Below are 23,891 nucleotides of genomic sequence, written 5' to 3' on the forward strand. Positions count from 1 at the left end.
TTATACGATACCCCGGCCAAACAGCCGGGGTATGCTTTTGCCTGATGAAAATAAGTAAAGATGAAAATAATTGGAAGCCTGTGGGCGGGATAAAAGAGGGAAAGGGGGAGTCTGGTGGGAGCTGGATAGCGCCGGATGGATTGGGATGCTTGGGAGATAGGCGTGTTTCTGCTGTAGGGGAAAGGAGAAGGCTACCTGAAAAGTTCAGGTAGCCTTCTTGCATGATAGAGCGGAGGGGAGCTGGGGAGAGGGGAGGGTTATTTGCCGGCTGCTTTCTCGGGTGGGGCGATGGCTTTCTCGGGGCTGCCGGCCGGCGGCAGGGTGGCATTGCCAGCGTTGCGGTCCATGCGGATGTCCCCAGTGTAAAAAGATAAAACACCTCTGAACAAATTTAATTGTTCAGAGGTGTTTTCTATCTATTATCAGGTAGGGCTACCCGAAAACAGGGTTAGTCATGATGCGTTTCAATCTGCTGCAGGTGTTGTGGTTCGGGAATAGTTGCAGGAGCCTCGGGACGGAGGTCAGCTCTACGTTTGCCGCTTGGTAATGCCGGTGTGGATTCTTCCACGGAGGAAGATAGGGCGCTAGGATCGGTTTGTACCAGTACCAAGCCACCTAAGTCGAAATCGGCAGCGGTTATGACAGAGTCTGTGCTAGAAGAATCTGCAGACTGTTCACCAATGTCGTCTGGGGGGGGGGATGGCTGAGCCGTATCATCGTGGCTAATAACGGCAGAAGTAGCTGCTTCTACTGCTTCGGCAGCGGCCAAAATGGATAAATCTTCTTCTATCACGGCAACGGTTTCAGCGTTAGCTGGAGCTTCCTGAGCAAAGACAAAGGTAGGCGCAGCAGCATCGGCTTCATCAGCGACTTCCGGGATGGTGATGACCAAGGGCTGATTGCTATCAGCAGTTGCGCTTTGTTGCTGTGGCTGCTCATACGGAGTGGTGGTTGCCTCCGCTTCGGTTTGCAATCCCAATACGATGGCAGCGGAGGTTTGTACCAATTCGGCCTGCAGTTGGATATCCAGATACTGAATGATTTTTTGTGCCGATGGGATATTGCGCTGGCGGCTGCGGCCTTTGCCATTGCGTTGGTTGCCGGATTGGCGGTCGCGGTTGTTGCGGCGTTCGCCTCGCTCGTTGCGTTCATCAGTAAGGTTTTTTTCTGCCACGGCAGGATGCGTTTCTTTACTGATTTCGTCAGCAGTGTTTTGCGCTTGCAGAGTTTCGTTGTCGGCTACGGAGGCTACCTGAACGGTATGGTCTTTGCGCTGGCGGCGGCGTTGGCGCGGATTGTTTGCTGCGCTTTCGCCTTGGGTAGTAGCGGCGGTGTTTTCCGATTGCAGGGAGAGGCGTTCGGCTTCAGCAGAAGCTTCTCGACGGCTGCCGCCGTTTTGGTTGCGCTGCGGATTGCGGTTACGCGGGTTGCGTTTGGATTGTTGCTGGCGGTTGCGGTTGCCGCCGCTGCGGTTGTTTGCCTGCGGTTGGGGTTCGGGTTTGCTTTCGCCGCCACCGAACAGTTTGGCCAACCAAGCGCCGATTCCGGCAAGCAGGCCGGGTTCAGCCGGCTGCTGCACCACCGGGGCGGGGCTGCTGTGTTTGATACCTTTCACGGCCGGTTCGGGTTTGACCGGTTTGGCTTGCTGACCCAGCTCCAAAGTGGGCTCATCGTTTTCCGGTGCTTCCACCTGTTTGTAGCTCGGCTCGGCATCATCGTCCACATCGTCGGGGCGCACGCGTGTGATGTTGTAGTGCGGGTTTTCCAGATGGGTGTTAGGAATCATCAGGATGGACACGTCGAGCCGCTCTTCCAAACCGAACAATTCGGCGCGTTTTTCGTTGAGCAGGAAAGTGGCCACGTCCACCGGCACTTGGGCATGCACTTCCTCGGTGTTGTCCTTCATCGCTTCTTCCTGAATGATGCGTAACACGTGCAGGGCGGTGGATTCGATGCCGCGGATCACGCCGGTGCCGGCACAGCGCGGGCAGGCCACGTGGCTGCTTTCACCCAGGGAGGGGCGCAGGCGCTGGCGGGAAAGCTCGAGCAGGCCGAAGCGGGAAAGTTTGCCCATCTGCACGCGGGCGCGGTCTTTCTTCAGCGCATCGCGCAGAGTGTTTTCCACGTCGCGTTGGTGCTTGGGGTTTTCCATGTCGATGAAGTCGATCACGATCAGGCCGCCCAAGTCTCGCAGACGCATTTGTCGGGCGACCTCTTCGGCAGCTTCCATATTGGTTTCGAAAGCGGTTTCTTCAATGTCGGCGCCACGAGTGGAGCGGGCGGAGTTCACGTCGACGGAAACCAGCGCCTCGGTGTGGTCGATGACGATGGCACCGCCGGAAGGCAAGCTCACGGAGCGTGAGAAGGCGCTTTCGATCTGGTGTTCGATTTGGAAGCGGGAGAAGAGCGGGATGTGGTCGCTGTAGTATTTGAGCTTGCCCACGTTGTGCGGCATCACATAGCTCATGAATTCCTGCACCTGGCTGAATACTTCGCGGTTGTCGATGAGGATTTCGCCGATGTCGGAGCGGTAGTGGTCGCGGATGGCGCGGATGAGCAGCGAGCTTTCCATGAACAGCAGGTAGGGATCCTGATGGGCGTTGCCGGCTTCTTCGATGGCGCGCCACAGTTGCAGGAGGTAGTTGAAATCCCATTGCAGCTCTTCCACGCTGCGGCCGATGCCGGCGGTGCGGGCGATCAGGCTCATGCCGTGCGGCACGTCGAGCTGGCTCATGGCGGCTTTGAGCTCTTGGCGCTCTTCGCCCTCAATGCGGCGGGAAATGCCGCCGCCGCGCGGGTTGTTGGGCATCAGCACGAGATAGCGGCCGGCCAAGCTGATGAAGGTGGTGAGTGCCGCGCCTTTATTGCCACGCTCGTCTTTTTCCACCTGCACGATCACCTGCATGCCTTCCTGCAATACGTCTTGAATGCGGGCGCGGCCGCCTTCGTAGTCTTGGAAATAGGCGCGGGAAACTTCTTTGAAGGGGAGAAAGCCGTGGCGGTCGGTGCCGTAATCCACGAAGCAGGCTTCGAGCGAGGGCTCGATGCGGGTGATGATGCCTTTGTAGATATTGCCTTTGCGCTGTTCTTTGCCCAGCGTTTCAATATCCAAATCGAGCAGGTTTTGCCCGTCTACAATCGCCACGCGCAGCTCTTCGGCCTGGGTGGCATTAAACAACATGCGTTTCATGATATTGCTAACCTTTTGTGTTGGTTTGCAATTCCGAAGCGTGGTAATCAGTTTGGCGATGTTCCGCCGCCTTGAGGCTACCTGAAAAACCGAGCGGGATGTGCGTTCGGCATGGTGGCCGCTGGAGGCGGGCGGAAATCGGTAAAGAAGGAATGAAAGAACGAGGGTGCGGCATGGCTGCCGCGCTGGCCGCCGGATGGGCGGCGGATGATTTAAAGCTGCTGGGGTCATTTCCCGCACGGCGTATGGCGTGCGATGGAAGCCTCAGCGGATAAAATTCGGTATGCGGTCTTCTTTAAGCCAGGCAGCGGGGCGGCGACGCTGTGCCGCGTCTTAAGCCGCCGGGCTACCGGAGCGGTGAAACTCAATTACTCTTTAATTTGCCTGAAATTAAGGGCAGGCAAAGGAAAGCCGTTCGGAATTGTCTTTTTACGATAAAATAAACAGTAATAATAATCTTGCTGAAAGCGGCGGCTACTTTTGCTCCAGCTCCGTTTGGCGGCGCAGAATATTTGCTGCGCTGCATTCTTGAACTTCGTGGAGCTCGTTTTTCAGGTAGCCTCAAGCACGGTATCAGCAAGGAGCGGATTATAGAGAAAATGCCAGCAATTAGCAAAAATTCAGTCAATTATTTAACGGTAGACGAAGCCACGGCCGGGCAGCGTTTGGACAATTTTTTAATCCGGCTGCTCAAGGGCGTGCCCAAAAGCCACATTCACCGCATCATCCGAGGCGGAGAGGTGCGTGTGAACAAAAAGCGCGCTGCGGCCGACAGCCGGTTGGCCGCGGGCGACGAAGTGCGCATTCCGCCCCTGCGCGTGGCGCAGAAAACCGAGCAGCAGACCGCCGTGCCGCCGCGCGAGTTTGAGGTTGTATTTGAAGACGAGCATTTGCTGGTGGTGGACAAGCCTTCCGGCGTGGCGGTGCACGGCGGCAGCGGCGTGAGCTTCGGCGTGATCGAGCAGTTGCGCCGCGCCCGGCCGCAGGCGCGCTATTTGGAATTGGTGCACCGGCTAGACAAGGATACCAGCGGGCTTTTGGTAGTGGCCAAGCGGCGCAGCGCGCTGGTGAAGCTGCATGAAGCCTGGCGCAACGATCAGCCGAAAAAAGTGTATCTCGCGCTGGGCGTGGGCGCGTGGCCGCAGGAGGTGCGGCAGGTAAAGCTGCCGCTGTTCAAATATACCGGCGCGGCAGGCGAGAAAATGGTGCGCGTGAGCGAGGAAGGGCAGAGCGCGCACACGCTGTTCCGCGAATTAGAGCGTTTCGGCGGTGCGCCGCTGCACGCGGTGGGACTTTCCGCCCTGAGCCTGATGGAGGCCACGTTGCGCACCGGGCGCACGCACCAAATCCGCGTGCACATGCAGTCGCAAAACTGCCCCATCGCCGGTGACGAGCGCTATGGCGACTATACCGCCAACCGCCGCCTGAAAAAGCTCGGCCTCAAGCGCATGTTCCTGCATGCGCACCGCTTGGAGCTGGCGCACCCGGCGAGCGGCGAAACGCTGGTGCTGACCGCGCCGCTGCCGGAGGAATTGCGGCAGGTGTTGGCAAACCTGCGGCAGGACATCGGGGCGGGAGATGAGGCTAGCTGAAAAAGGCGGTTCGTTGTTTCGGAGGTTCGTTTTTGGTTTTCAGGTAGCCTGTTGGTGCTACCTGATAAAGTGGGCTGCATGGCATGGAGAGGTTGATGCAAAAAGCTTTTTATTTGAGCGTGTGGCGTTCTTTGGGATGGCTGATGCTTGGCGCGATGTTAATCATGGTGGTGAGTGCCGTGTTTTTTAGCGTGATGCTGGGCATGCCGATATCAGGGCTTTGGGGTGTGCTGTTGGCGGTGGAGCTGCCGGTATTGCTTGTCGCTGTGTTTGTTTTGTTTCGGCAGCCGGTAATCCGCATGGATAATCGGGGCATTGAGGTAAACGATGTGTTGTTGCTGTCCTCGCAGCGGCGAAAATGGTCGGTGAGCTGGCAGGCGGTGTCGGATATTTTTATTTGCCGGGCTATTCCCCGCCAAGGCTTGAAGGATCACTATTATGTGAAGGTGGCTTATGACGGCGAGGAATGCCTGATACATTCCAGCGCGGTGATCCGGAAGGGGGCGCGGGCTGTGCGCGATGAATTGCTGTCGGCGTGGTTAGATTACCGAATCGGTGTGTCCCGCCGAATTCCCTATACGGCACAAACGCTATACCGCATCCATCTTGGAGAGCTCAATGGTTTGATTCGGCAGATGGTGCAATCGACAAAATTTGTGTGGCAGAAGTCGCCTGAATGTTCCAGAAACTTACGGGCAAGATTTGTGTTCCGGCATGATTTTTTCAGCAGGGAAGTCTTTGATCTGGTTTACGACGAGAAACGGGGCAAGCTGGGCATTTGGCAAAAAGACAGCCGCCTTCCGCCAAAAAATCTGCCTGCGATTGAGTCGGAAATGGTTTATCTGCTCAACTGTTATCTGTTTTTGGGGAAACACCCCGAACGCGAGGGAGTGGTGTTTTATAGGTAGATGACTTGGCGGCAGAGGGTGTGAACTATAGCGAATTCAAATAAGAATGCTTTTGCTCTGGCTCGCTGCCTTGCCTCATTCTTAATTTGAATCCGATATATTTTGCAGCCGATGTTTTCAGGTAGCCTCAGGCGGCGGTGGAGGCTACCTGAAAAAGTTGGCAGATAACTTTGGTTACACTGGTAACTTGCGTTACACATTTTTCAGATAGCCTGTTGCGGCTGTCTGAAATGCTTTTTTCAGTTAGAATCCGCGGTATTTTAAATGCTTTGTAGCTTGTTGCTTTTTTTGTTTTCCAAGGAGTTTGTATGTCCCAACAATACGTCTATTCCATGCTGCGCGTGAGCAAGGTCGTTCCGCCGCAGAAAACCATCATTAAAGACATTTCCCTGTCCTTTTTCCCCGGCGCGAAAATCGGCCTGCTCGGTTTGAACGGCGCGGGTAAGTCCACCGTGTTGCGCATTATGGCAGGCGTAGACAAGGAGTTTGAAGGAGAAGCCATGCCGATGGGCGGCATCAAAATCGGCTATCTGCCGCAAGAGCCGGAACTCGACCCCGAAAAAACCGTGCGCGAGGAAGTGGAAAGCGGTTTGGGCGAAGTGGCCGCCGCGCAGAAGCGTTTGGAAGAAGTGTATGCCGAATATGCCAATCCCGATGCGGATTTTGACGCGCTGGCGGAAGAACAGGGCCGCTTGGAAGCGATCATCGCGGCGGGTTCTTCTACCGGCGGCGGTGCGGAACACGAATTGGAAATCGCCGCCGATGCGTTGAGGCTACCTGAATGGGATGCGAAAATCGGCAATCTGTCGGGTGGTGAAAAACGCCGCGTCGCCTTGTGCAAACTCTTGTTGAGCAAGCCCGACATGCTGCTTTTGGACGAGCCGACCAACCACTTGGACGCGGAATCGGTCGAATGGCTGGAGCAGTTCCTCGTGCGCTTCCCCGGCACGGTGGTCGCCGTCACCCACGACCGCTATTTTTTGGACAACGCCGCCGAATGGATTTTGGAACTCGACCGCGGACACGGTATCCCGTGGAAAGGCAATTACACGTCTTGGTTGGAGCAGAAAGAAAAACGCTTGGAAAACGAAGCCAAATCCGAAGCCGCGCGCGTGAAGGCGATGAAGCAGGAATTGGAATGGGTACGCCAAAATGCCAAAGGCCGCCAAGCCAAATCCAAAGCGCGTTTGGCGCGTTTTGAGGAAATGAGCAACTACGAATACCAAAAACGCAATGAAACGCAGGAAATCTTCATTCCCGTTGCCGAGCGTTTGGGTAATGAAGTGATTGAATTTGTGAACGTTTCCAAATCGTTCGGCGACAAAGTATTGATTGACGATTTGAGTTTCAAAGTGCCGGCGGGTGCGATTGTCGGCATCATCGGCCCGAACGGCGCGGGTAAATCCACGCTGTTCAAAATGATTGCGGGCAAAGAGCAGCCCGATTCGGGCGAGGTGAAAATCGGTCAGACCGTGAAAATGTCCTTGATCGACCAAAGCCGCGAAGGTCTGCAAAACGACAAAACCGTGTTCGACAATATCGCCGAAGGCCGCGACATTTTGCAGGTGGGGCAGTTTGAAATCCCCGCCCGCCAATATTTGGGACGCTTCAACTTTAAAGGCAGCGACCAAAGCAAAATCGCGGGGCAGCTTTCCGGCGGCGAACGCGGCAGGCTGCATTTGGCAAAAACTCTGCTCTCCGGCGGCAATGTATTGCTGCTGGACGAACCGTCCAACGACCTCGACGTGGAAACCCTGCGCGCGCTGGAAGACGCCCTGCTCGAATTTGCGGGCAGTGTGATGGTGATTTCGCACGACCGCTGGTTCCTCGACCGCATCGCCACGCATATCTTGGCTTGCGAAGGCGACAGCAAATGGGTGTTCTTCGACGGCAACTATCAGGAATACGAAGCCGACAAGAAACGCCGCCTGGGCGAAGAAGGCGCGAAACCGAAACGGATTCGCTATAAACCGGTAACGCGCTAAAGCGGCAAGAGGCTACCTGAAAAATCAGCCAAACGGTTTTTCAGGTAGCCTAAAAACAAAAAAATCAATGAAATAAAATACATTTTTATTTTATCTTAGTAGATGTAGGAATCTATTATGCATCAAATTCAATGCCCCCATTGCCACACAGCGTTTACTATTGATGAAGCAGGGTATGCTGATATTCTCAGCCAGGTACGTACCCGCGAATTTTACAACGAAGTACAAGAGAGGTTGGTACAGGTTCAGGCTCAAGTAAAAAGCGAAGCCGCCCTAAAACAAGCTGAACAACAGGCTACGTTCGATAAGCAACTATCTGATAAAAATACAAAAATTAATGAGTTGCTTAGCCAGCTTGCTGCACATGAGAAAGATCGTCAGTTGGCTATTTCCAAAGTTTCAGATGGGTTGAAAGCTGAACTGGCAGAAAGAGATCGCACAATTGCTGAACTTCACTCACAAAATCAATCAGTCACAGCGCAGGCTGAATTGAAAAAGCAGCTTGCTGTGCGTGAGGCTATTGCTAGTAAAGAACAGGAATTGTCTGACCTGTCTGGCCAGTTAAGACTGCGTGATAGTGAAAGTCAATTAGCACAGAGTGCCCTAAAAGCCAAATATGAGAGTGAACTTAAACAAAAAGATGAGGTTATTGCTTTTTATCGAGATTTTAAAGCTCGCCAGTCCACTAAAATGTTAGGAGAAACTCTGGAAGCTCATTGTGAAATAGAGTTCAATCGTATCCGTGCCTCTGCCTTCCCTATGGCTGAATTTGGTAAAGATAATGATACTTCATCTGGGAGTAAAGGAGACTACATTTTCCGAGAATGTGATCAAGAAGGTAATGAAATTGTCTCTATCATGTTTGAGATGAAAAATGAAGGTGATGAGACTGCCACTAAAAAGAGAAATGAACATTTTTTTAAAGAGTTAGATAAAGATCGTCGTGAAAAAGGCTGTGAATATGCTGTACTTGTTTCTTTATTAGAAGGCGATAATGAGTTGTATAACGGTGGCATCGTAGATGTATCGTATGCCTATCCAAAAATGTATGTAGTACGCCCACAGTTTTTCCTAGCAATGATTTCGTTATTGCGCAATGCAGCATTAAACGCTCTGAAATACAAACAGGAGGCTGCTATTATGCGTGCACAAAATATTGATATCACTCGATTCGAGGATGATTTGGAAGAGTTTAAGGAAAAATTTGGCCGCAACTACCGTTTAGCCAGTGAGAAATTTCAATCTGCTATCGAACATATCGATAAAACTATCCGAGAATTAGAAAAAACTAAAGCTGACTTGTTGGGTTCAGAAAATAACTTGCGTTTAGCTAATGATAAAGCAGAAGATTTAACTGTTAGAAAACTGACTCGTAAGAATCCAACTATGAAAGCAAAGTTTGATGCGTTAAAAGGAATTGAGTAATTGTATTTTAGGTAGCATCAATTACTCAGCAAAACAAAAGGATAAGCATGAACTGGCAGCAACTGCTCAGCACCAAGCGCTTCAAGCCCGAAAACGGGCAGCTGGTGGCCACCGTCACCCCTTCCAGCCAGGAAGGCGCCGACGCCCTGCGCACCGATTTCCACATCGACTACGACCGCGTGGTGTTTTCCGGCGCGTTTCGGCGGCTCGGGCGCAAAACCCAGGTGCACCCCTTCGCCGAACACGACCACACCCACAACCGCCTCACCCACAGCGTGGAAGTGGCCAGCGTGGGGCGCAGCCTGGGCAACCGCGTGGGCGTGATGCTGGCCAAGGGCGGCTTCCTGCCGCCGGGCAACACACCGTCCGACATCGGCGCCGTGGTGCAGGTGGCCTGCCTCGCGCACGACATGGGCAACCCGCCCTTCGGCCACACCGGCGAAGACGCACTGCGCGACTGGTTCCGCGATCCCGCCCAGTCAGGCTACCTGAAAAACCTCGCCGAAGCCGAACGCCGAGACGTGCAAACTTATGAAGGCAACGCCCACAGCCTGCGCATCCTCTCCAACCTCGAAATGTACCGCCACCGCGGCGGCATGCGCCTCACCGCCGCCTCCATCGGCGCCCTGCTCAAATACCCTTGGACTACCTCCGCGCCGAATGGTTTGAAAAAATTCAATATTTATCAAACCGAGCTGCCGTTTATCGAATGCGTGGCTGCCGAGCTGGGGCTGCCCGAAATCGGCACGCACCACTGGAGCCGTCACCCGCTCTCCTACCTGATGGAAGCCGCCGACGACATCTGCTACGCCCTCCTGGACTTGGAAGACGCCGTCGAGCTTGGCCTATTGGACGACCGCGAAGTGGAAAACGTATTGCAAGGCATGGTGCACACCCAAGTGAACAAAGTCTGGCCCGAGCAATCCGCCCGCCAGCGCTGCGCCATGCTGCGCGGCATGGCCATCGGCCGCGCCATCGACGACATGGCGCAAACCTTCATGACGCACCACGCCGACCTGCTTGCCGGCAGCTTCCAAGGTAAAGACCTGCTCGGCGCCTGCACGCCCGAAGTGCGCGATTCCCTAGAGCAGGCCAAAGAGCTGGCGCGTGCCCGCGTGTTCCGCCACCAAAGCAAGCTGATCACCGAAATCGCTGCCTTCCCCTGCATCGGCTCGATTCTGAACCTGCTCGTGCCCGCCGCCTTCGCCTATGTCACCACCCGGCAGGTGAGCACGCGCCAGTCGCTCGCCCTCGAGCTCTTGCGCGACGACCCGCTGAACGAGCAGGACACGCTCTACGGCGCCTACATGAAAATCCTCGATTTCGTGGGCGGCATGACCGACAACGCCGCCGCCCGGCTGGCGAGGGAAGTGTCGGGCATTGGGATGCTCTAGCTGTTTGGTCGCAGGGATGGAAGGCTACCTGAAAACGCCGCGCTCGTTTTCAGGTAGCCTTTATAGGGTCGAAAATTGGGACGGAAACAGATGGAAACATGATGTGGCGGCGTGATGTGCCCAACCCGTCAGCCAAAAAAGGCTACCTGAAAACCTTGTTCGGGTTTTCAGGTAGCCTTTTGCCGGGAAACGGTTTAATCAGTGATGGACGCAATGCCGCATCCATTCCTGCCGCTGCTGCGGTGTGAGGATTTGCAGCAGGGCGTGCTGCGCGCGCAGGTTTTCCACCTCGCGCTGCATCTGCGGTGCGTATTTTTCGTTCACATAATGCCGCGCCATATTGTCGTCGAACACCGGGCCGGCCAGCACCAGGTTGGAAGCCTGTGTGGTGTATTGGCGCAGGTTGCGCGATTGGGCCACCAAGTTGTCGAGCCGCTGGCGGTATTCAGCGCGCACCTGGCGCATCTGCTCCTGCTGGCTGCTGCTGAGCGAGAGCTGGCGCATGTCGCAATGGCCGTCGGCCCAGGCCAGGGAGCCGGCGGAGAGCAGGATGGAGGCGAAAAAACAGCGGCAGAGAGCCTGCCGGCGGGGAAATAGGCGCTGAGTCATGATAACTCTTTGATCCAGTATAACCGTATAAATATGCTGCCAGTATACGAACGGCGGCGTGAAACACGGTATAATTCGAGTAAACCTGTGTAAACCATATTGTGATGGAAAACATGACGTTTTTAGCACAATATGTGGCTGATTATAGCACCCAACCATCCGAGAGAGCATACAAATGACCGATTACCGCATCGCGCCGAGTATTTTATCCGCCGATTTCGCCCGATTGGGCGAAGAAGTGCGCAATGTGATTGCCGCCGGCGCCGACTGGATTCATTTCGACGTGATGGACAACCATTATGTGCCCAACCTCACCTTTGGGCCGATGGTGTGCGCCGCGCTCAAGCCCTATGCCACCGTGCCGATTGATGTGCACCTGATGGTGGAGCCGGTGGACGCGATGATCCAGGCCTTTGCCGAAGCCGGTGCCGACATCATCACCTTCCACCCCGAGGCCAGCCGCCATATCGACCGCAGCTTGAGCCTGATTCGCGACAGCGGCTGCCGTGCCGGGCTGGTGCTCAATCCCGCCACGCCGGTGTATGTGTTGGAAAACGTGTTGGATAAAATCGACCTGGTGCTGCTGATGTCGGTCAATCCCGGTTTTGGGGGGCAGAAATTTATTCCGCACACGCTGGAGAAGATCCGCCAAGTGCGTTCGCTCACCGACCTCTACGCCGCCGAAAGCGGTCGCCGCATCCTGATTGAAGTGGACGGCGGCATCAAGGCCGGCAACATTGCCGAAGCCGCCGCCGCCGGTGCGGATACTTTCGTGGCCGGTTCAGCCATCTTCAGCCAGCCGGACTATGCGGCAGTGATTCAAGAAATGCGCACGCAGCTCGCCAAAGCCGGCGCATAGGCTACCTGAAAAATCCTTGCAGCGCGAAGCGCATAGAAGCGCATAAAGGCTACCTGAAAAATATACCCGAATATTTTCAGGTAGCCTTTATCCCGCCCGCCGTTTGCCCCGGGCATGGAAACGGGATACCATCGGCTTGTCTTGTAAACAGCAAAAAAAGGAAAACAGCATGAAAATCCTATTGTTAGACGGCGGCAAACATTTCGGCCACTCCGCCGGCCGCCTCAACCACACCCTGCAACAAACCGCCAAAGACGTATTGAGCGCCAACGGTCACGCCATCCAAGAAACCGTAATCGACCAAGGCTACGACATCGCCGTGGAAATCGAAAAATTCCTGTGGATGGACACCGTGGTGTGGCAGATGCCCGGCTGGTGGATGCACGAACCGTGGACAGTGAAAAAATATATGGATGAAATTTTCACCTTCGGGCACGGCAAACTCTATCAAAGCGACGGCCGCCACCGCGCCAACCCCACCGAAGGCTACGGCAGCGGCGGCCTGCTGCAAGGCCGCAAACACATGCTCTCGCTCACCTGGAACGCGCCCATCGAAGCCTTCACCCGCCCCGGCGACTTCTTCGAAGGCGTGGGCGTGGACGGCGTGTATCTGCATTTCCACAAAGCCAACGAATTCCTGGGCACCACGCGCCTGCCCACCTTCATTTGCAACGACGTAATTAAAAACCCCCAGGTGGAACAATATATTGCCAACTATACCGCACATTTGAACCAAGTGTTCGGCCGGGCATAAACTGCGCGGCTTCCTTCCCGCAAGCAGCAGGCTACCTGAAAATATACCCAAACATTTTTCAGGTAGCCTTTGTTTTGCCTGAAGCATATCGGGCAGGGCGGGGCGCTGCCCTTCCCCTCAATCGGCTTCTGTTGCCGCACCGCCGCCTTCCACGCGCGGGCTGCCAGCATGAAAGACGCTTCCCGCCGGCCGAAACGTGTATAATCGCGCCCCTTGATCACACGCAACCACTTATCAAAAAGGAAAACCCATGCAACCCGATACCCCGCAACGCTACGGCACCCTCACCCGCCTCCTGCATTGGAGCATGGCTGCCTGCTTCCTCTTCATGTTCGGCACCGCCTTCGCTTGGAATGCCAACGAAGAGCTGATGATGCGCCTCATCAATCCGCACAAAGCGGCCGGCTTCCTGCTGATGTTTCTCGCCGTCTGCCGCGTGCTGTGGGCGCTGCTGCAACGCCAGCACCGCCCCGCCAACAACCTTGCCGCCAAGCTCGGCCATTGGGCGCTGTATGCCCTGATGCTGGCCGTGCCCGCCCTCGGCATCGCCCGCCAGATCGGACGCGGTCAGGACAACCCGAGCCTGATCGAGCTGGGCAACCAATTCCACGGCGAGCTGGCCTTCGTGCTGCTGGCGCTGGTGGCCGGACACATCGCCATGGTGGTGGTTCACGCCGTGAAAGGCGAATCCGTACTGTCGCGGATGTATGGCAAATCCTAGGCGCGGTTACGCCCGCAGCCGGGCTAAAAACAAACTGCCACGTGGTTTCACCGTGGCAGTTTGTTTTTCAAATAGCCTATTGTGCCGCAGGGGCTACCTGCAAAATGGTTTCAACTATTTATGGCTTTGCGAAGTTTGCTTCTACTTCATCGCAGCTGCATTTTCAGGTAGCCTTTCTGCGGTAGGAGCTACCTGAAAAATTTTCACGCCGTATTTTCTGCCTCCCCGTAAATTGTCCGTAGAATCTCCGTCAGCCAGTCAAATACCTTCAACACGCGCACCGACGTGACCGTGCGCTGCGGGCGGTAAACATAAAGCTGCCACGGGCGGCGGGGAATGTCGGGGAAAAGTTCCACCAGTTCGCCGTTTTGCAGATACGGGCGGCACAAATAGTCGGGCAGATAAGCGGCAACATTGCCCGACAGCACAGCGGCGAGTTCGTTTTCGGGGTCGTCTGAAACAAAGCGGATGTTTTTCGGAAAAATGTGCAAGTCGGCGTTCAACGGCCAACCCCACGGGCGGTTGGTATCGGCGTTTATCAGCGATGAGGCGGGAAAACGGGCGGCGAGTTCTTCCAGCGTTTCGGGTGTGCCGTGGCGGGCAAGATAGGAAGGAGCGGCGACGATTTTGTCTGCGGTGTCGCAGATTTTGCGGACAATCATCAAATCTTCGGCTTCCATGCCGATACGCACGCCGATGTCGATTTGGTTTTCCACCGCGTTGAGCTTGACATCGCCGCTGCGCCAGTCCAGATAAAGTTCGGGATAGTCGGCGCATTTTGCCAGCAAAAGCGGCAGCACTTCGCTGTTTTGCAGCAGGCGCGGCACGGTAATCCGCACAATCCCGTGCATTTCGTCTTCCGTTTTCGCGGCGGCAAACAGGTTTTCACTCTCGGCAAGTAAAGCCTGTGCGCGCGGCAAAAATTCCGCCCCGAACTCAGTCAGGCGGATATTGCGCGTGTTGCGGGTAAAAAGCTGCTCGCCCAAAGCCGCTTCCAACTCGGCAATCACGCGTGTCACCACCTGCGGGGATACGGACAGGCGCAAGGCGGTTTCACGAAATTGCAGGGTTTCGGCGGCGGAGCAGAAGAATTTTAGGGCGTTGAGTTTGTCCATTTTCGGCTTTCTATCGGGAAGAGGATATCTGAGAGGCTACCTGAAAATATTTCATGTAGCCTTTTGCGATGCGATTGTTCCATATTTGCGAATCGAAAATTCCGATTTTATTCATTGTTTAAAACCCAGTCCACCGCCATAATGCACTTATCCGATAAACAACAGCTTAGGAGCAACCCCATGAAAACCCTCGTCAAAAAAACCTTCGCCCAAACTGCCGCCGCTGCCGCCGTTGCGCTGACTTTATCCGCCCCCGCGCTGGCAGACGTTACCGTAACCCCAATGAAAGGCGTCCAAACTTTGCAGCTTACTCAAGAATGGGACAAAATTTTCCCGCGTTCCAATAAAGTAGAACACCACAAAGTGACCTTTAAAAACCGCTACGGTATTACTTTAGCTGGCGATTTGTATGTGCCGAAAAATATCCGTCCGGGTCAGAAGCTGCCCGCGATTGCTGTCGCCGGCGCGTTCGGTGCGGTGAAGGAGCAGTCCAGCGGTCTGTACGCGCAAACGCTTGCCGAACGCGGGTTTGTAACCTTGGCATTTGACGGTTCGTTCACCGGCGAATCGGGCGGCGAGCCGCGCAATATCGCATCGCCCGAAATCAATACCGAAGACTTTTCCGCCGCCGTGGATTTCCTCGGGCTGCAAAACTTCGTGAACCGCGACCAAATCGGTCTGTTGGGCATTTGCGGCTGGGGCGGTTTCGTGTTGAACGCCGCTGTGAACGACACCCGCGTCAAAGCGGTCGCCACCAGCACCATGTATGACATGACCCGCGTGATGGCAAACGGCTATGAAATCAATATGAAGCAGAACGCCCAAGGCGGCTACGACCGTGCGCCCGCGCAAATGAACGCCGATGCGCGCTACCAAGCCAAACAGGGCATGAACACCCAACGCTGGGCGGACGCGGAAAGCGGCACGCCGTCGCACGGCAGCCCCGACAACCACCTGCCGTCGCAAGACAAATTCACCGCCGACACGCCGCAGTTTGTGCGCGAATATTCGGGCTTCTACAAAACCAAACGCGGCTACCACCCCCGCTCCGTCAATTCCAACGGCGCATGGTCGCAAACCACCCCGCTCTCGTTCATCAATATGCCCATCCTGCAACGCACCGGCGAATTGAAAGCCCCCGCTTTAATCGTTCACGGCGAAAAAGCACATTCCCGCTATTTCAGCGAAGACGCGTTCAAATCTTTGGGTAGCCAAAACAAAGAGTTGTACATCGTCAAAGGCGCAAGCCACACCGATTTGTACGACAACACGCGCGGCAAAATTCCGTTTGACAAGTTTGAGCAGTTTTTTAAAGCGAACCTGCGTTAAGGCAGCCTGAAAGCGCCAGCTTCAACGAAGTTAAAAGGTCGGCTGAAACACGAAAAGGCTACCTGAAAACTTGAAAAACGGTTTTCAGGTAGCCCTAATTTTACGGCAATCTGGTTTTAACTTCGTTGAAGCTGCGTTTTCAGACGACCTATATCAACAAGGAGAACCCTATGCGCCTCTTCCTCATCGCCGCAGCCCTTGCCTGCTTGGGCTGCACGCCCGACACTTCGCAGGCAAAGCCGCCTGCTTCCGCCCCATCCCGTCAAGCCGAACCCAATCAAGGAGCAAACATGAACCTTTCCATCAACGGGCAAATTTTCGCCGCCGAGTTTGCCGAGACCCAAGCTGCTGCCGAGTTTGCCGCACTGTTGCCGCTGACGTTGGATATGTCCGACTACAACCGCAACGAAAAAGTCGCCACACTGCCCCAAGCCCTGACCGCCGCCGACACCGCCGTCAAACGCATTGAAGCGGGCGATATTCTCTTGTGGCAGGGCAACAGCATCGTCGTGTTCTACGAAAGTTTCGACACGCCCTACCGCTACACGCGTATCGGCAAAATCACCGACGCGGCGGGTTTGAAAGCGGCGGTCGGTGCGGGAAACGCGGCGGTGCGGTTTGGACGGTGAGGTCGTCTGAAAAGCAGATTGGGCATGAATGCCCGACCAACATCGTAAGGAATAAAAATGCACAATTATCCCCTAAACCGATACATCCCCGCTGACAGCACAATCTTCGCCGAAATTCACGCCATCGTTGCCGAAAACGCGCCGAAAATCGCCGAACTGTCGGGTGCGTTCCGTACGCCCGGGCAAATCCGTGCCGTGCTTGCCGACATGACGGGCAGCGAGATTCCCGACGATTTGCACGTCAATCTGCCGTTTTACAGTGATTTCGGCAGGCATATCCGCATCGGCAAAAACGTGTTTATCAATTCGGGCGCGATGTTTACCGACTTGGGCGGCATCACGCTGGAAGACGATGTACTCATCGCCCCGCGCGTAAACATCCTGACCGTAAACCATCCCGAAGACCCCGCCATGCGTCGCGGTTTAATCCTGAAGCCCGTCGTTATCAAAAAAGGTGCGTGGATAGGTGCGGGAGCAACAATTTTGCCGGGCGTTACCGTCGGCGAAAACGCCATTGTCGCGGCGGGTGCGGTGGTGGGTAAAGACGTGCCGGCAAATACCATCGTCGGCGGCGTGCCTGCCAAAGTGATTCGGGAAATTAGGCGTGAGGCAGCCTGAAAGCGTAGTTGATAAGAGGAATGCTGCTGCGCCTGCATGGCGGAACAGTAAAGGCTACCTGAAAATTTCTGCTTTGCAGCAACGCCGTTGCATTGCGGTGCAGGTTTTCAGGTAGCCTTATGCTTGGTTTGAATAGATTGCGGGCGGGTTTGGAGGCTACCTGAAAATGTTCCGGCGGCGCGGAAGTTCGTCTTCATCGCACAAGCTTGGGTTGAACTTCGCGGCGGCTGCGTGGTTTAACTGGGTGGAAGCCGGCGTTTTCAGGTAGCCTTTTGCCGTATGCCGGAGAGGTGGCGCTAAATGGCGTATTCGATCAAATCGCTCTGGCTGAACACATATACCTGCCTCGGCGCGAGTGGTAGCACTTGGCCGGCGGCGAGGCCGAGGCGGGCGGCTTCGCTGCTGGCGAAGCTGGCATGCAGGGCGCGGCGCTCGGGTGCGTTTTGCGGCGCGAGGGTGAGGCGGGTGAGGGCGCCGGAGATGTGCAGGTGCTCGATACGGGCGTGCAGCATGGGGCGCTCGGGGGCGATCTGCCATTCGTGCGGGCGCACGAAACCACGCGCACTTTGCTCCTGCCAGCGGCGGTTGGCGGGCAGCGGCCAGGCATAGCCGTTGTAGTGCCACTCACCGCGCTCGATGCGGCCTTCGAAGGAGTCGGTTTCGCCGAGGAATTCGGCCACAAAGGCGTTTTCAGGTAGCCGGTAGAGCGTGTCGGCGCTGCCAGCCTGTTCGATGCGGCCTTGGTTCATGATGACGATTTGATCGGACACTTCCAGCGCTTCTTCCTGGTCGTGCGTGACCAAAATGCTGGTGATGCCAAGCTCGTGGTGCAGGTTGCGCAGCCAGGTACGCAGCTCTTTGCGCACTTTGGCATCGAGCGCACCGAAGGGCTCGTCGAGCAGCAGCAGCTTGGGCTCGACGGCCAGGGCGCGGGCCAGTGCGATGCGTTGGCGCTGGCCGCCGGAGAGCTGGTGCGGGTAGGAGTTGGCGAGGTGTTCGAGCTGCACGAGCTTGAGCAGGCCGGCTACTTTTTCGCGGATTTCGGCTTTGCCCGGGCGTTGGGCGCGGGGCAAGACGGTGAGCCCGAAGGCGACGTTGTCGGCCACGTTCATGTGGCGGAACAGGGCGTAGTGCTGGAACACGAAGCCGACTTTGCGTTCGCGCACGTGCAGGCGGGTGACGTCTTGCCCGTCGAACAGGATTTGGCCGCTGTCGGCGTTTTCCAGCCCGGCAATGATGCGCAGCAGGGTGGTTTTGCCGCAGCCGGAGGGGCCGAGCAGGGAAACCAATCCGCCGGTGGGCACTTCCAGGCGGATGTTTTTCAGGGCGTGGAAGTTGCCGAAATGTTTGTTGATGTTTTGGATGGTAATACTCATGGTTCGTTCCTTTGGGCGGCGGCCAGCTTGCGGTTTTGGATGCGGGTGAGGATGTCTTGCAGCACCAGCGTGGCGATGGCGAGCAGGGCGAGCAGGCTGGAGAGGGCGAAGGCGGCGGTGAAGCGGTATTCGTTGTAGAGGATTTCCACCAAAAGCGGGATGGTGTTGGTTTCGCCCCTGATGTGGCCGGACACCACGCTCACCGCGCCGAATTCACCCATGGCGCGGGCGTTGGTGAGGATGATGCCGTAGAGCAGCGCCCATTTGATGTTGGGCAGGGTAACGCGCCAAAACATTTGCCAGCCGCCCGCACCCAAAATCAGTGCGGCCTGCTCTTCGCTGTCACCCTGCGCCTGCATCAGCGGCACCAGCTCGCGCGCCACGAAGGGGAAGGTGACGAACAGCGTGGCCAGCACAATGCCGGGAATGGCGAAAATAACCTGTATGCCCCGCGCCTCCAGCCAGCCGCCCAGCGCCGTGTGCGCGCCGAACAACAGCACAAACATCAGGCCGGCCACCACGGGCGACACGGAAAAAGGCAGATCCAGCAGCGTGGTGAGCAGCTGCTTGCCGCGGAAGTCGAAACGGGTGAGCAGCCAGGCCATGGCGATACCCAGCACCGCGTTTACCGGTACCACGATGGCGGCGGTAATCAGCGTGAGGCGGATGGCGGCGCGCGCTTCTGGGTTGGTGAGCGAATCGAGATAAGTTTGCCAGCCTTCGCGCAGGGCTTCGTAAAACACCGCCAAGAGCGGGATGATCAGCATCAGCAGCAAAAAGGCGAGCGCGATGCCGATGAGCAGCCATTGCAGCCACCTCGGCTCGGTGATGTTCGGATTGGTTTTCATGCTTTGGCGCCTCCGCGTTTGCCCAGCGCCCACTGGCTCAAATTCAGCGCGAGCAGGATAAAGAAGGAAATCAGCAGCATAAACAGCGCCACCGCCGATGCGCCCTGCACATCATATTGCTCCAGCTTGCCGGTGATGATGAGCGGCAGGATTTCCGACTCCATCGGGATGTTGCCGGCAATGAAAATCACTGAGCCGAACTCGCCCGTGGCGCGTGCAAACATCATGCCCGCCCCGGTGAGCAGCGCCGGCGCGATTTCCGGCAGGATCACACGGCGGAAGGTGGCCAGCCGCCCTGCGCCCAGTGAAGCCGCCGCCTCTTCGTATTCGCCGGATAATTCTTCCAACACCGGCTGCACCGCGCGCACGATAAACGGCAGGCTTACAAACACCAAGGCAATCCAAATGCCCTTGGGTGTGAAGGCTACCTGAATATCCATTTTGGCAAACCAGCGTCCGATCCAGCCGTTGGGCGCATACAGCGTGGCCAGCGCGATGCCGGTTACCGCCGTGGGCAGCGCGAAAGGCAGGTCCACCAGCGCGTTTACCAGCCCCTTAAACGGAAACTCATAACGCACCAGCACCCAGGCCACCAGCGTGCCGAACACGATATTGGTGAGCATGGCGAAGAAGGACATGCGCAGGCTCAGCCACACCGAAGCGAGCACGCGCGGCTCGCTCACCGTGTGCCAAAACGCTGCCCAGCCCATCTGCGCCGTGCTCACCGCCATCATGGCAAACGGCAGCACCACCAAAAGCGACAGGCACAATACGGTGATGCCCAGGCTCAGGTTGAAGCCGGGCAGCACGCTGGGGGTTTTCAATAAGCGCATAGGTTCCGCCATCACAAATTCAGGTAGCTCGCACTATAAACAAGGCGGCGGAAAAACAGAAAGAACGGTTGGTTGTTTGCAAATGCAGGGCGGTTATATAGCACAACGGGGAAGGCAAAAAGGCTACCTGAAAACTGTAAGCGGTTTTCAGATAGCCTTCCGTTTGCTTATGCGGGAGAGTTAAGCCAACACGCGGGCGAAGAGGATGTGGTCTTCCAACTCGATGTGGTCGTGCAGGTCGTCCACCAGCTCGCGGGCGAGGCTGTAGAGGCGCTGCCAGCTGCGGCAGGCATTTGCGGGGGCTTGCAGGTTGCCGGTGATTTCCAGCAGGCGTTCGAGGGCGGCATTGTGCTCGGCGTGCTCGTGCATCATCATGCGCACGGGCATGGCGGCGGCGCCGGCACCTTGTTTGAGCATGGGGAAGAGAATGCGTTCTTCTTTCATCATGTGGCTGAGCAGTTCGCCTTGGATGGCTTGCAGCAGCGGCAAAACTTCGGCGGGAAATTTGCCCTCGTGTACGGTGGAGACTTTTTCGGCCAGCGGCAGCAGTTCTTCCAGTTGGCGGCGGTGGGTGTCGTGGTAGCGGGGGAGGATGTGGTCGATGATGGCGCTGTCGGAGGCGTTTTGCCAAAGTTCGCGGTCGATCATGGTTGGGGTTCCTTTTGTGTGTGGGAATAAAATTTCAGGTAGCCTCTGATGCTGAACAGGCTACCTGAAAATCTTGCTTTAGCGGCGGCGTACCAGCTGCCAGGGGCGGAAGATATAGAACGCGCTGGCAAAGCCGCTCCATACGTGCACCATTCGGGTGAAGGGGAAGATGAGGAAGAAGGTCATGCCCATGAACATGTGCAGCTTGAAGAGGATGTGCACATGTTCGATAAATTTGGCCGCTTCCAGGCCGCGGAAGGTAACGATGTGCTGTGCCCATTGCATCAGTAGGGTCATTTCGTGGCCGTCGAGGTGGCCGGCGCTCACGAAGATGGTGGAGAGGCCGAGCAGCAGGGTGGCCAAAATCCACACCAAGAGCAGCTTATCGCGCCAGGTGCTGTTGAGGTTGATGCGGTCGATGCGGAAGCGGCGGTTGATGAGGATCAGCAGGCCGACCAGCGCCATGCTGCCGAAAATGCCGCCGGCGGTCATGGCCAGGAGCTGCTTGGCGGAGTGGCTCACGCCCAGCGCGTCCCAAAACCACAGCGGGGTGAGCAGGCCGACGAAATGGCCGGCAAACACCGCCAGCACGCCGACGTGGAACAGGATGTTGCCCAGGCGCAGTTGGCCGTCGTACAGCAGCTGGCTGGAATCGCTCTTCCAGGAATACTGCTCGCGGTCGAAGCGGGCCAGGCTGCCGAAGAAGAATACCGCCAGGCAGATATAGGGATAGATGGCGAAGAAAAAGGAATGCAGGTTACTCATGTCGATACTCCTAAGCAGGCAGGCTTACTTGCCTTTGGGGTAAAACTGTACGGTTTGGATGCTGGGCTTGAGCAGCGGCTCGATACCAGATGCGTCGGGGCCGAAGGTTTCCATCGCTTCGTCCATGTCGCGCACGGGCGGCTCAATCAGCGGCTGCGGCACCACGGGGCTGAGCGATACGGCGCATTCGAGCACGGCAGCGTAGGGCGAGCCGGCGGTGCGCAGGTTTTTGCCGATGTGGTTGATCACGTGTATCGCGTCGCCCAGCAGTTTTTGCGCTTCTTCCGGCGGGATGTGTGAGAAGAACTCCAGTAGTGCGGGCAGGAAGTCGGGCAGCTCGTCGTCGCCCAGTTCGAAGCCGTGGCGGCGGTATTCTTCCAGCAGGTCCACCATGGCGTTGCCGCGTTCGCGGTCTTCGCCGTAAACGTGCTCGAAGATGTAGAGCGCGTGCAGGCGGTTGCGGTCGAAGGTGGAAACGTATTCTTCCTGCAAATGGCGCAGGCTGTGGCTGCCGAAGTAGTCCAGCAGCGCCTGCAGGCTTTCGCGGCTACCTGAAAGTTCGGGCAGGCTGTTTAAGGCCGTCTGAAATTCGGGCAGCGCTTCGATCATTTCCGCTTCGGGATAGCACAGCAGCGCGGAGAGGAATTTGTACACCGGATTGCCCTGCATCAGCGCACCCCTTTTTCGCGGTTTTCTTCGATGTCTTTGCGGCGGTCGAAGAAGACGATGGGCGAAGCTTTGGGCTTGCCGAACAGGCTTTCCTTGGTGAGGCCGTCGGAGCCGGTGGAACAGCCGTTGCCGAAGGTGAAACCGCAGCTGGCTTTGTCTTCAAAGGCATTTTCCACTTGTTCTTTGTGGCTGGTGGGGATCACGAAGCGGTCTTCGTAGTTGGCGATGGCCATGATTTGGTACATATCCTCCACCATCTCGGGGGTGAGGCCGGTGCCGTCGAGGGTTTGCTCCAGCGTTTCGCCGTGCACGATTTGGCCGCGTTTGTAGCGGCGCATGGCGATCATGCGCTCCAGCGCGTCTTTGATCGGCTCGATTTTGCCGGCGGTGAGCAGGTTGGCCAGGTAGCGCAGGGGGATGCGCATTTCGTCCACACTGGGGATGATGCCGTTTTCGCCTACAAGGCCGTTTTCGATGGCGGATTGGATCGGCGAGAGCGGCGGGATGTACCACACCATCGGCAGGGTGCGGTATTCGGGGTGCAGCGGGAAGGCGATTTTCCAGTCCATCGCCATTTTGTACACCGGCGATTGTTTCGCCGCATCGAGCCAGCTTTGGCTGATGCCCTGTTTCAGGGCCTCGCGCTGCACTTCGGGGTCGTGCGGGTTGAGGAACACGCCCAGTTGTGCTTCGTAGAGGTCTTGCGGGTTTTCCACCGAGGCGGCTTCTTCGATTTTGTCGGCGTCATACAGCAGCACGCCTAAGTAGCGGATGCGGCCGACGCAGGTTTCGGAGCAGATGGTGGGTTCGCCCGATTCGATGCGCGGATAGCAGAAGATGCATTTTTCGGCTTTACCGCTCACCCAGTTGTAGTAGATTTTTTTGTAGGGGCAGCCGGACACGCACATGCGCCAGCCGCGGCATTTGTCTTGGTCGATCAGTACGATGCCGTCGTCTTCGCGCTTGTAGATGCTGCCGGAGGGGCAGGAGGCGACGCAGGTCGGGTTCAGGCAGTGTTCGCACAGGCGCGGCAGGTACATCATGAAGGTCTGCTCGAATGCGCCCATCATTTCTTTTTGGATGCCTTCAAACAGGGTGTCTTTGGCGCGTTTTTCAAATTCGCCGCCCAAGTCGTCTTCCCAGTTGGGACCCCATTCGATTTTGTCCATTTTCTTGCCTGTGAGCATGGAAATCGGCCGCGCGGTGGGCGGGGTTTTCATGCGCGGGGCGTTTTGCAGGTGTTCGTAGTCGTAGGTGAAGGGCTCGTAATAGTCGTCTATCTGCGGCAGGTTGGGGTTGGCGAAGATATTGGACAGGATTTTCAGACGGCCGCCCTGTTTGGGCACGAGTTTGCCGTTGGGCTTGCGCACCCAGCCGCCGTTCCATTTTTCCTGGTCTTCCCAGTTTTTCGGGAAGCCGATGCCGGGCTTGGTTTCCACGTTGTTGAACCAGGCGTATTCCACGCCGTCGCGGCTTGTCCACACGTTTTTGCAGGTAACGGAGCAGGTGTGGCAGCCGATACATTTGTCCAAATTCAGCACCATGCCGATTTGCGCTCTGATTTTCATGTTGTGTTCCTTTGAATTATTTTTCAGGTAGCCTCTTTAAAGATTGGGGAAAGCCT

At 56.5% G+C, this 23,891-nt stretch carries 22 protein-coding genes; 11 read left to right on the top strand and 11 right to left on the bottom strand.

Going from position 1 to position 23,891, the window contains the following annotated elements; genetic code table 11:
• Positions 1-448: 448 nt before the first annotated feature.
• On the bottom strand, positions 449-3,190 hold the full coding sequence (locus H9Q10_RS01975; protein ID WP_197902370.1) for an Rne/Rng family ribonuclease: 2,742 nt from the start codon (positions 3,188-3,190) through the stop codon (positions 449-451).
• A 364-nt stretch (positions 3,191-3,554) separates the two neighbouring features.
• On the bottom strand, positions 3,555-3,716 hold the full coding sequence (locus H9Q10_RS01980; RefSeq protein WP_197902371.1) for a hypothetical protein: 162 nt from the start codon (positions 3,714-3,716) through the stop codon (positions 3,555-3,557).
• A 73-nt stretch (positions 3,717-3,789) separates the two neighbouring features.
• Here H9Q10_RS01980 and H9Q10_RS01985 point away from each other — a divergent pair, with 73 nt between their 5' ends.
• The 5 genes from H9Q10_RS01985 to H9Q10_RS02005 all read left to right on the top strand — a co-directional run bounded on the left by H9Q10_RS01985 (position 3,790) and on the right by H9Q10_RS02005 (position 10,494).
• Positions 3,790-4,782, top strand: a complete 993-nt coding sequence (locus H9Q10_RS01985; RefSeq protein ID WP_197902372.1) for an RluA family pseudouridine synthase — start codon at positions 3,790-3,792, stop codon at positions 4,780-4,782.
• A gap of 95 nt (positions 4,783-4,877) precedes the next feature.
• On the top strand, positions 4,878-5,690 hold the full coding sequence (locus tag H9Q10_RS01990) for a hypothetical protein (RefSeq protein ID WP_197902373.1): 813 nt from the start codon (positions 4,878-4,880) through the stop codon (positions 5,688-5,690).
• A 308-nt stretch (positions 5,691-5,998) separates the two neighbouring features.
• Positions 5,999-7,675 (top strand): energy-dependent translational throttle protein EttA, encoded by a 1,677-nt coding sequence (gene ettA, locus H9Q10_RS01995; protein WP_197902374.1) that lies wholly within the window; start codon positions 5,999-6,001, stop codon positions 7,673-7,675.
• Between the two features lie 117 nt (positions 7,676-7,792).
• Positions 7,793-9,100 (top strand): DUF2130 domain-containing protein, encoded by a 1,308-nt coding sequence (locus tag H9Q10_RS02000; RefSeq protein ID WP_197902375.1) that lies wholly within the window; start codon positions 7,793-7,795, stop codon positions 9,098-9,100.
• Positions 9,101-9,147: 47 nt separating this feature from the next.
• Positions 9,148-10,494: a deoxyguanosinetriphosphate triphosphohydrolase gene (locus H9Q10_RS02005; protein WP_197902376.1), complete on the top strand. Its 1,347-nt coding sequence runs from the start codon at positions 9,148-9,150 to the stop codon at positions 10,492-10,494.
• A gap of 198 nt (positions 10,495-10,692) precedes the next feature.
• On the opposite strand, the gene H9Q10_RS02010 is transcribed toward H9Q10_RS02005, so the two are convergent.
• Positions 10,693-11,103, bottom strand: coding sequence for a Spy/CpxP family protein refolding chaperone (locus H9Q10_RS02010; RefSeq protein WP_197902377.1), 411 nt, complete (start codon positions 11,101-11,103; stop codon positions 10,693-10,695).
• Positions 11,104-11,278: 175 nt separating this feature from the next.
• On the opposite strand from H9Q10_RS02010, the gene rpe reads away from it, so the two are divergent.
• The 3 genes from rpe (at position 11,279) to H9Q10_RS02025 (ending at position 13,437) form a co-directional block, all read left to right on the top strand.
• Positions 11,279-11,962: a ribulose-phosphate 3-epimerase gene (gene rpe, locus H9Q10_RS02015; protein ID WP_197902378.1), complete on the top strand. Its 684-nt coding sequence runs from the start codon at positions 11,279-11,281 to the stop codon at positions 11,960-11,962.
• 169 nt (positions 11,963-12,131) lie between these two features.
• On the top strand, positions 12,132-12,716 hold the full coding sequence (locus tag H9Q10_RS02020) for an NAD(P)H-dependent oxidoreductase (RefSeq protein ID WP_197902379.1): 585 nt from the start codon (positions 12,132-12,134) through the stop codon (positions 12,714-12,716).
• A 250-nt stretch (positions 12,717-12,966) separates the two neighbouring features.
• On the top strand, positions 12,967-13,437 hold the full coding sequence (locus tag H9Q10_RS02025) for a cytochrome b (RefSeq protein ID WP_197902380.1): 471 nt from the start codon (positions 12,967-12,969) through the stop codon (positions 13,435-13,437).
• A 203-nt stretch (positions 13,438-13,640) separates the two neighbouring features.
• Here H9Q10_RS02025 and H9Q10_RS02030 read toward each other — a convergent pair whose 3' ends face one another.
• The gene (locus H9Q10_RS02030) at positions 13,641-14,552 is read right to left on the bottom strand and encodes a LysR family transcriptional regulator (protein WP_197902381.1); all 912 of its coding nucleotides are present in this window, start codon (positions 14,550-14,552) and stop codon (positions 13,641-13,643) included.
• A gap of 180 nt (positions 14,553-14,732) precedes the next feature.
• Here H9Q10_RS02030 and H9Q10_RS02035 point away from each other — a divergent pair, with 180 nt between their 5' ends.
• The 3 genes from H9Q10_RS02035 to H9Q10_RS12080 all read left to right on the top strand — a co-directional run bounded on the left by H9Q10_RS02035 (position 14,733) and on the right by H9Q10_RS12080 (position 17,128).
• Positions 14,733-15,881, top strand: coding sequence for an alpha/beta hydrolase (locus H9Q10_RS02035; protein WP_197902382.1), 1,149 nt, complete (start codon positions 14,733-14,735; stop codon positions 15,879-15,881).
• Between the two features lie 170 nt (positions 15,882-16,051).
• On the top strand, positions 16,052-16,510 hold the full coding sequence (locus H9Q10_RS02040) for a cyclophilin-like fold protein (RefSeq protein WP_197902383.1): 459 nt from the start codon (positions 16,052-16,054) through the stop codon (positions 16,508-16,510).
• A 57-nt stretch (positions 16,511-16,567) separates the two neighbouring features.
• Positions 16,568-17,128, top strand: coding sequence for a DapH/DapD/GlmU-related protein (locus H9Q10_RS12080; protein ID WP_197902384.1), 561 nt, complete (start codon positions 16,568-16,570; stop codon positions 17,126-17,128).
• Between the two features lie 296 nt (positions 17,129-17,424).
• Here H9Q10_RS12080 and H9Q10_RS02050 read toward each other — a convergent pair whose 3' ends face one another.
• The 7 genes from H9Q10_RS02050 to narH all read right to left on the bottom strand — a co-directional run bounded on the left by H9Q10_RS02050 (position 17,425) and on the right by narH (position 23,835).
• Positions 17,425-18,504, bottom strand: a complete 1,080-nt coding sequence (locus H9Q10_RS02050) for a sulfate/molybdate ABC transporter ATP-binding protein (RefSeq protein WP_197902385.1) — start codon at positions 18,502-18,504, stop codon at positions 17,425-17,427.
• Positions 18,501-19,352 (bottom strand): sulfate ABC transporter permease subunit CysW, encoded by an 852-nt coding sequence (gene cysW, locus H9Q10_RS02055; RefSeq protein ID WP_197902386.1) that lies wholly within the window; start codon positions 19,350-19,352, stop codon positions 18,501-18,503. The genes H9Q10_RS02050 and cysW overlap by 4 nt, the downstream gene beginning before the upstream one ends.
• Entirely contained in the window at positions 19,349-20,185 is an 837-nt protein-coding gene (gene cysT, locus H9Q10_RS02060; protein ID WP_197902387.1) for a sulfate ABC transporter permease subunit CysT, read from the bottom strand. The genes cysW and cysT overlap by 4 nt, the downstream gene beginning before the upstream one ends.
• 180 nt (positions 20,186-20,365) lie before the next feature.
• The gene (locus tag H9Q10_RS02065; RefSeq protein WP_197902388.1) at positions 20,366-20,833 is read right to left on the bottom strand and encodes a hemerythrin domain-containing protein; all 468 of its coding nucleotides are present in this window, start codon (positions 20,831-20,833) and stop codon (positions 20,366-20,368) included.
• A 78-nt stretch (positions 20,834-20,911) separates the two neighbouring features.
• Positions 20,912-21,598: a respiratory nitrate reductase subunit gamma gene (gene narI, locus H9Q10_RS02070; protein WP_197902389.1), complete on the bottom strand. Its 687-nt coding sequence runs from the start codon at positions 21,596-21,598 to the stop codon at positions 20,912-20,914.
• A gap of 24 nt (positions 21,599-21,622) precedes the next feature.
• Positions 21,623-22,267, bottom strand: a complete 645-nt coding sequence (narJ, locus tag H9Q10_RS02075) for a nitrate reductase molybdenum cofactor assembly chaperone (RefSeq protein WP_197902390.1) — start codon at positions 22,265-22,267, stop codon at positions 21,623-21,625.
• Positions 22,267-23,835, bottom strand: a complete 1,569-nt coding sequence (narH, locus tag H9Q10_RS02080; RefSeq protein WP_197902391.1) for a nitrate reductase subunit beta — start codon at positions 23,833-23,835, stop codon at positions 22,267-22,269. Before narH ends, narJ begins: the two co-directional genes overlap by 1 nt.
• Between the last annotated feature and the right edge of the window lie 56 nt (positions 23,836-23,891).

Origin of the sequence: Eikenella glucosivorans (assembly GCF_016025525.2) — a bacterium.
Classification (GTDB): domain Bacteria; phylum Pseudomonadota; class Gammaproteobacteria; order Burkholderiales; family Neisseriaceae; genus Eikenella; species Eikenella glucosivorans.

What these genes read in the sequence shown, in the direction of transcription:
- H9Q10_RS02010 (WP_197902377.1), bottom strand. Translation starts at nt 11,103, where the DNA reads ATGACTCAGCGCCTATTTCCCCGCCGGCAGGCTCTCTGCCGCTGTTTT.
- narI (WP_197902389.1), bottom strand. Translation starts at nt 21,598, where the DNA reads ATGAGTAACCTGCATTCCTTTTTCTTCGCCATCTATCCCTATATCTGC.
- H9Q10_RS02040 (WP_197902383.1), top strand. Translation starts at nt 16,052, where the DNA reads ATGCGCCTCTTCCTCATCGCCGCAGCCCTTGCCTGCTTGGGCTGCACG.
- ettA (WP_197902374.1), top strand. Translation starts at nt 5,999, where the DNA reads ATGTCCCAACAATACGTCTATTCCATGCTGCGCGTGAGCAAGGTCGTT.
- H9Q10_RS01985 (WP_197902372.1), top strand. Translation starts at nt 3,790, where the DNA reads ATGCCAGCAATTAGCAAAAATTCAGTCAATTATTTAACGGTAGACGAA.
- H9Q10_RS01975 (WP_197902370.1), bottom strand. Translation starts at nt 3,190, where the DNA reads ATGAAACGCATGTTGTTTAATGCCACCCAGGCCGAAGAGCTGCGCGTG.
- cysT (WP_197902387.1), bottom strand. Translation starts at nt 20,185, where the DNA reads ATGCGCTTATTGAAAACCCCCAGCGTGCTGCCCGGCTTCAACCTGAGC.
- H9Q10_RS02025 (WP_197902380.1), top strand. Translation starts at nt 12,967, where the DNA reads ATGCAACCCGATACCCCGCAACGCTACGGCACCCTCACCCGCCTCCTG.
- H9Q10_RS02050 (WP_197902385.1), bottom strand. Translation starts at nt 18,504, where the DNA reads ATGAGTATTACCATCCAAAACATCAACAAACATTTCGGCAACTTCCAC.
- H9Q10_RS12080 (WP_197902384.1), top strand. Translation starts at nt 16,568, where the DNA reads ATGCACAATTATCCCCTAAACCGATACATCCCCGCTGACAGCACAATC.
- narJ (WP_197902390.1), bottom strand. Translation starts at nt 22,267, where the DNA reads ATGCAGGGCAATCCGGTGTACAAATTCCTCTCCGCGCTGCTGTGCTAT.
- H9Q10_RS02030 (WP_197902381.1), bottom strand. Translation starts at nt 14,552, where the DNA reads ATGGACAAACTCAACGCCCTAAAATTCTTCTGCTCCGCCGCCGAAACC.
- H9Q10_RS01980 (WP_197902371.1), bottom strand. Translation starts at nt 3,716, where the DNA reads ATGCAGCGCAGCAAATATTCTGCGCCGCCAAACGGAGCTGGAGCAAAA.
- H9Q10_RS02065 (WP_197902388.1), bottom strand. Translation starts at nt 20,833, where the DNA reads ATGATCGACCGCGAACTTTGGCAAAACGCCTCCGACAGCGCCATCATC.
- rpe (WP_197902378.1), top strand. Translation starts at nt 11,279, where the DNA reads ATGACCGATTACCGCATCGCGCCGAGTATTTTATCCGCCGATTTCGCC.
- H9Q10_RS02005 (WP_197902376.1), top strand. Translation starts at nt 9,148, where the DNA reads ATGAACTGGCAGCAACTGCTCAGCACCAAGCGCTTCAAGCCCGAAAAC.
- cysW (WP_197902386.1), bottom strand. Translation starts at nt 19,352, where the DNA reads ATGAAAACCAATCCGAACATCACCGAGCCGAGGTGGCTGCAATGGCTG.
- narH (WP_197902391.1), bottom strand. Translation starts at nt 23,835, where the DNA reads ATGAAAATCAGAGCGCAAATCGGCATGGTGCTGAATTTGGACAAATGT.
- H9Q10_RS01990 (WP_197902373.1), top strand. Translation starts at nt 4,878, where the DNA reads ATGCAAAAAGCTTTTTATTTGAGCGTGTGGCGTTCTTTGGGATGGCTG.
- H9Q10_RS02035 (WP_197902382.1), top strand. Translation starts at nt 14,733, where the DNA reads ATGAAAACCCTCGTCAAAAAAACCTTCGCCCAAACTGCCGCCGCTGCC.
- H9Q10_RS02020 (WP_197902379.1), top strand. Translation starts at nt 12,132, where the DNA reads ATGAAAATCCTATTGTTAGACGGCGGCAAACATTTCGGCCACTCCGCC.
- H9Q10_RS02000 (WP_197902375.1), top strand. Translation starts at nt 7,793, where the DNA reads ATGCATCAAATTCAATGCCCCCATTGCCACACAGCGTTTACTATTGAT.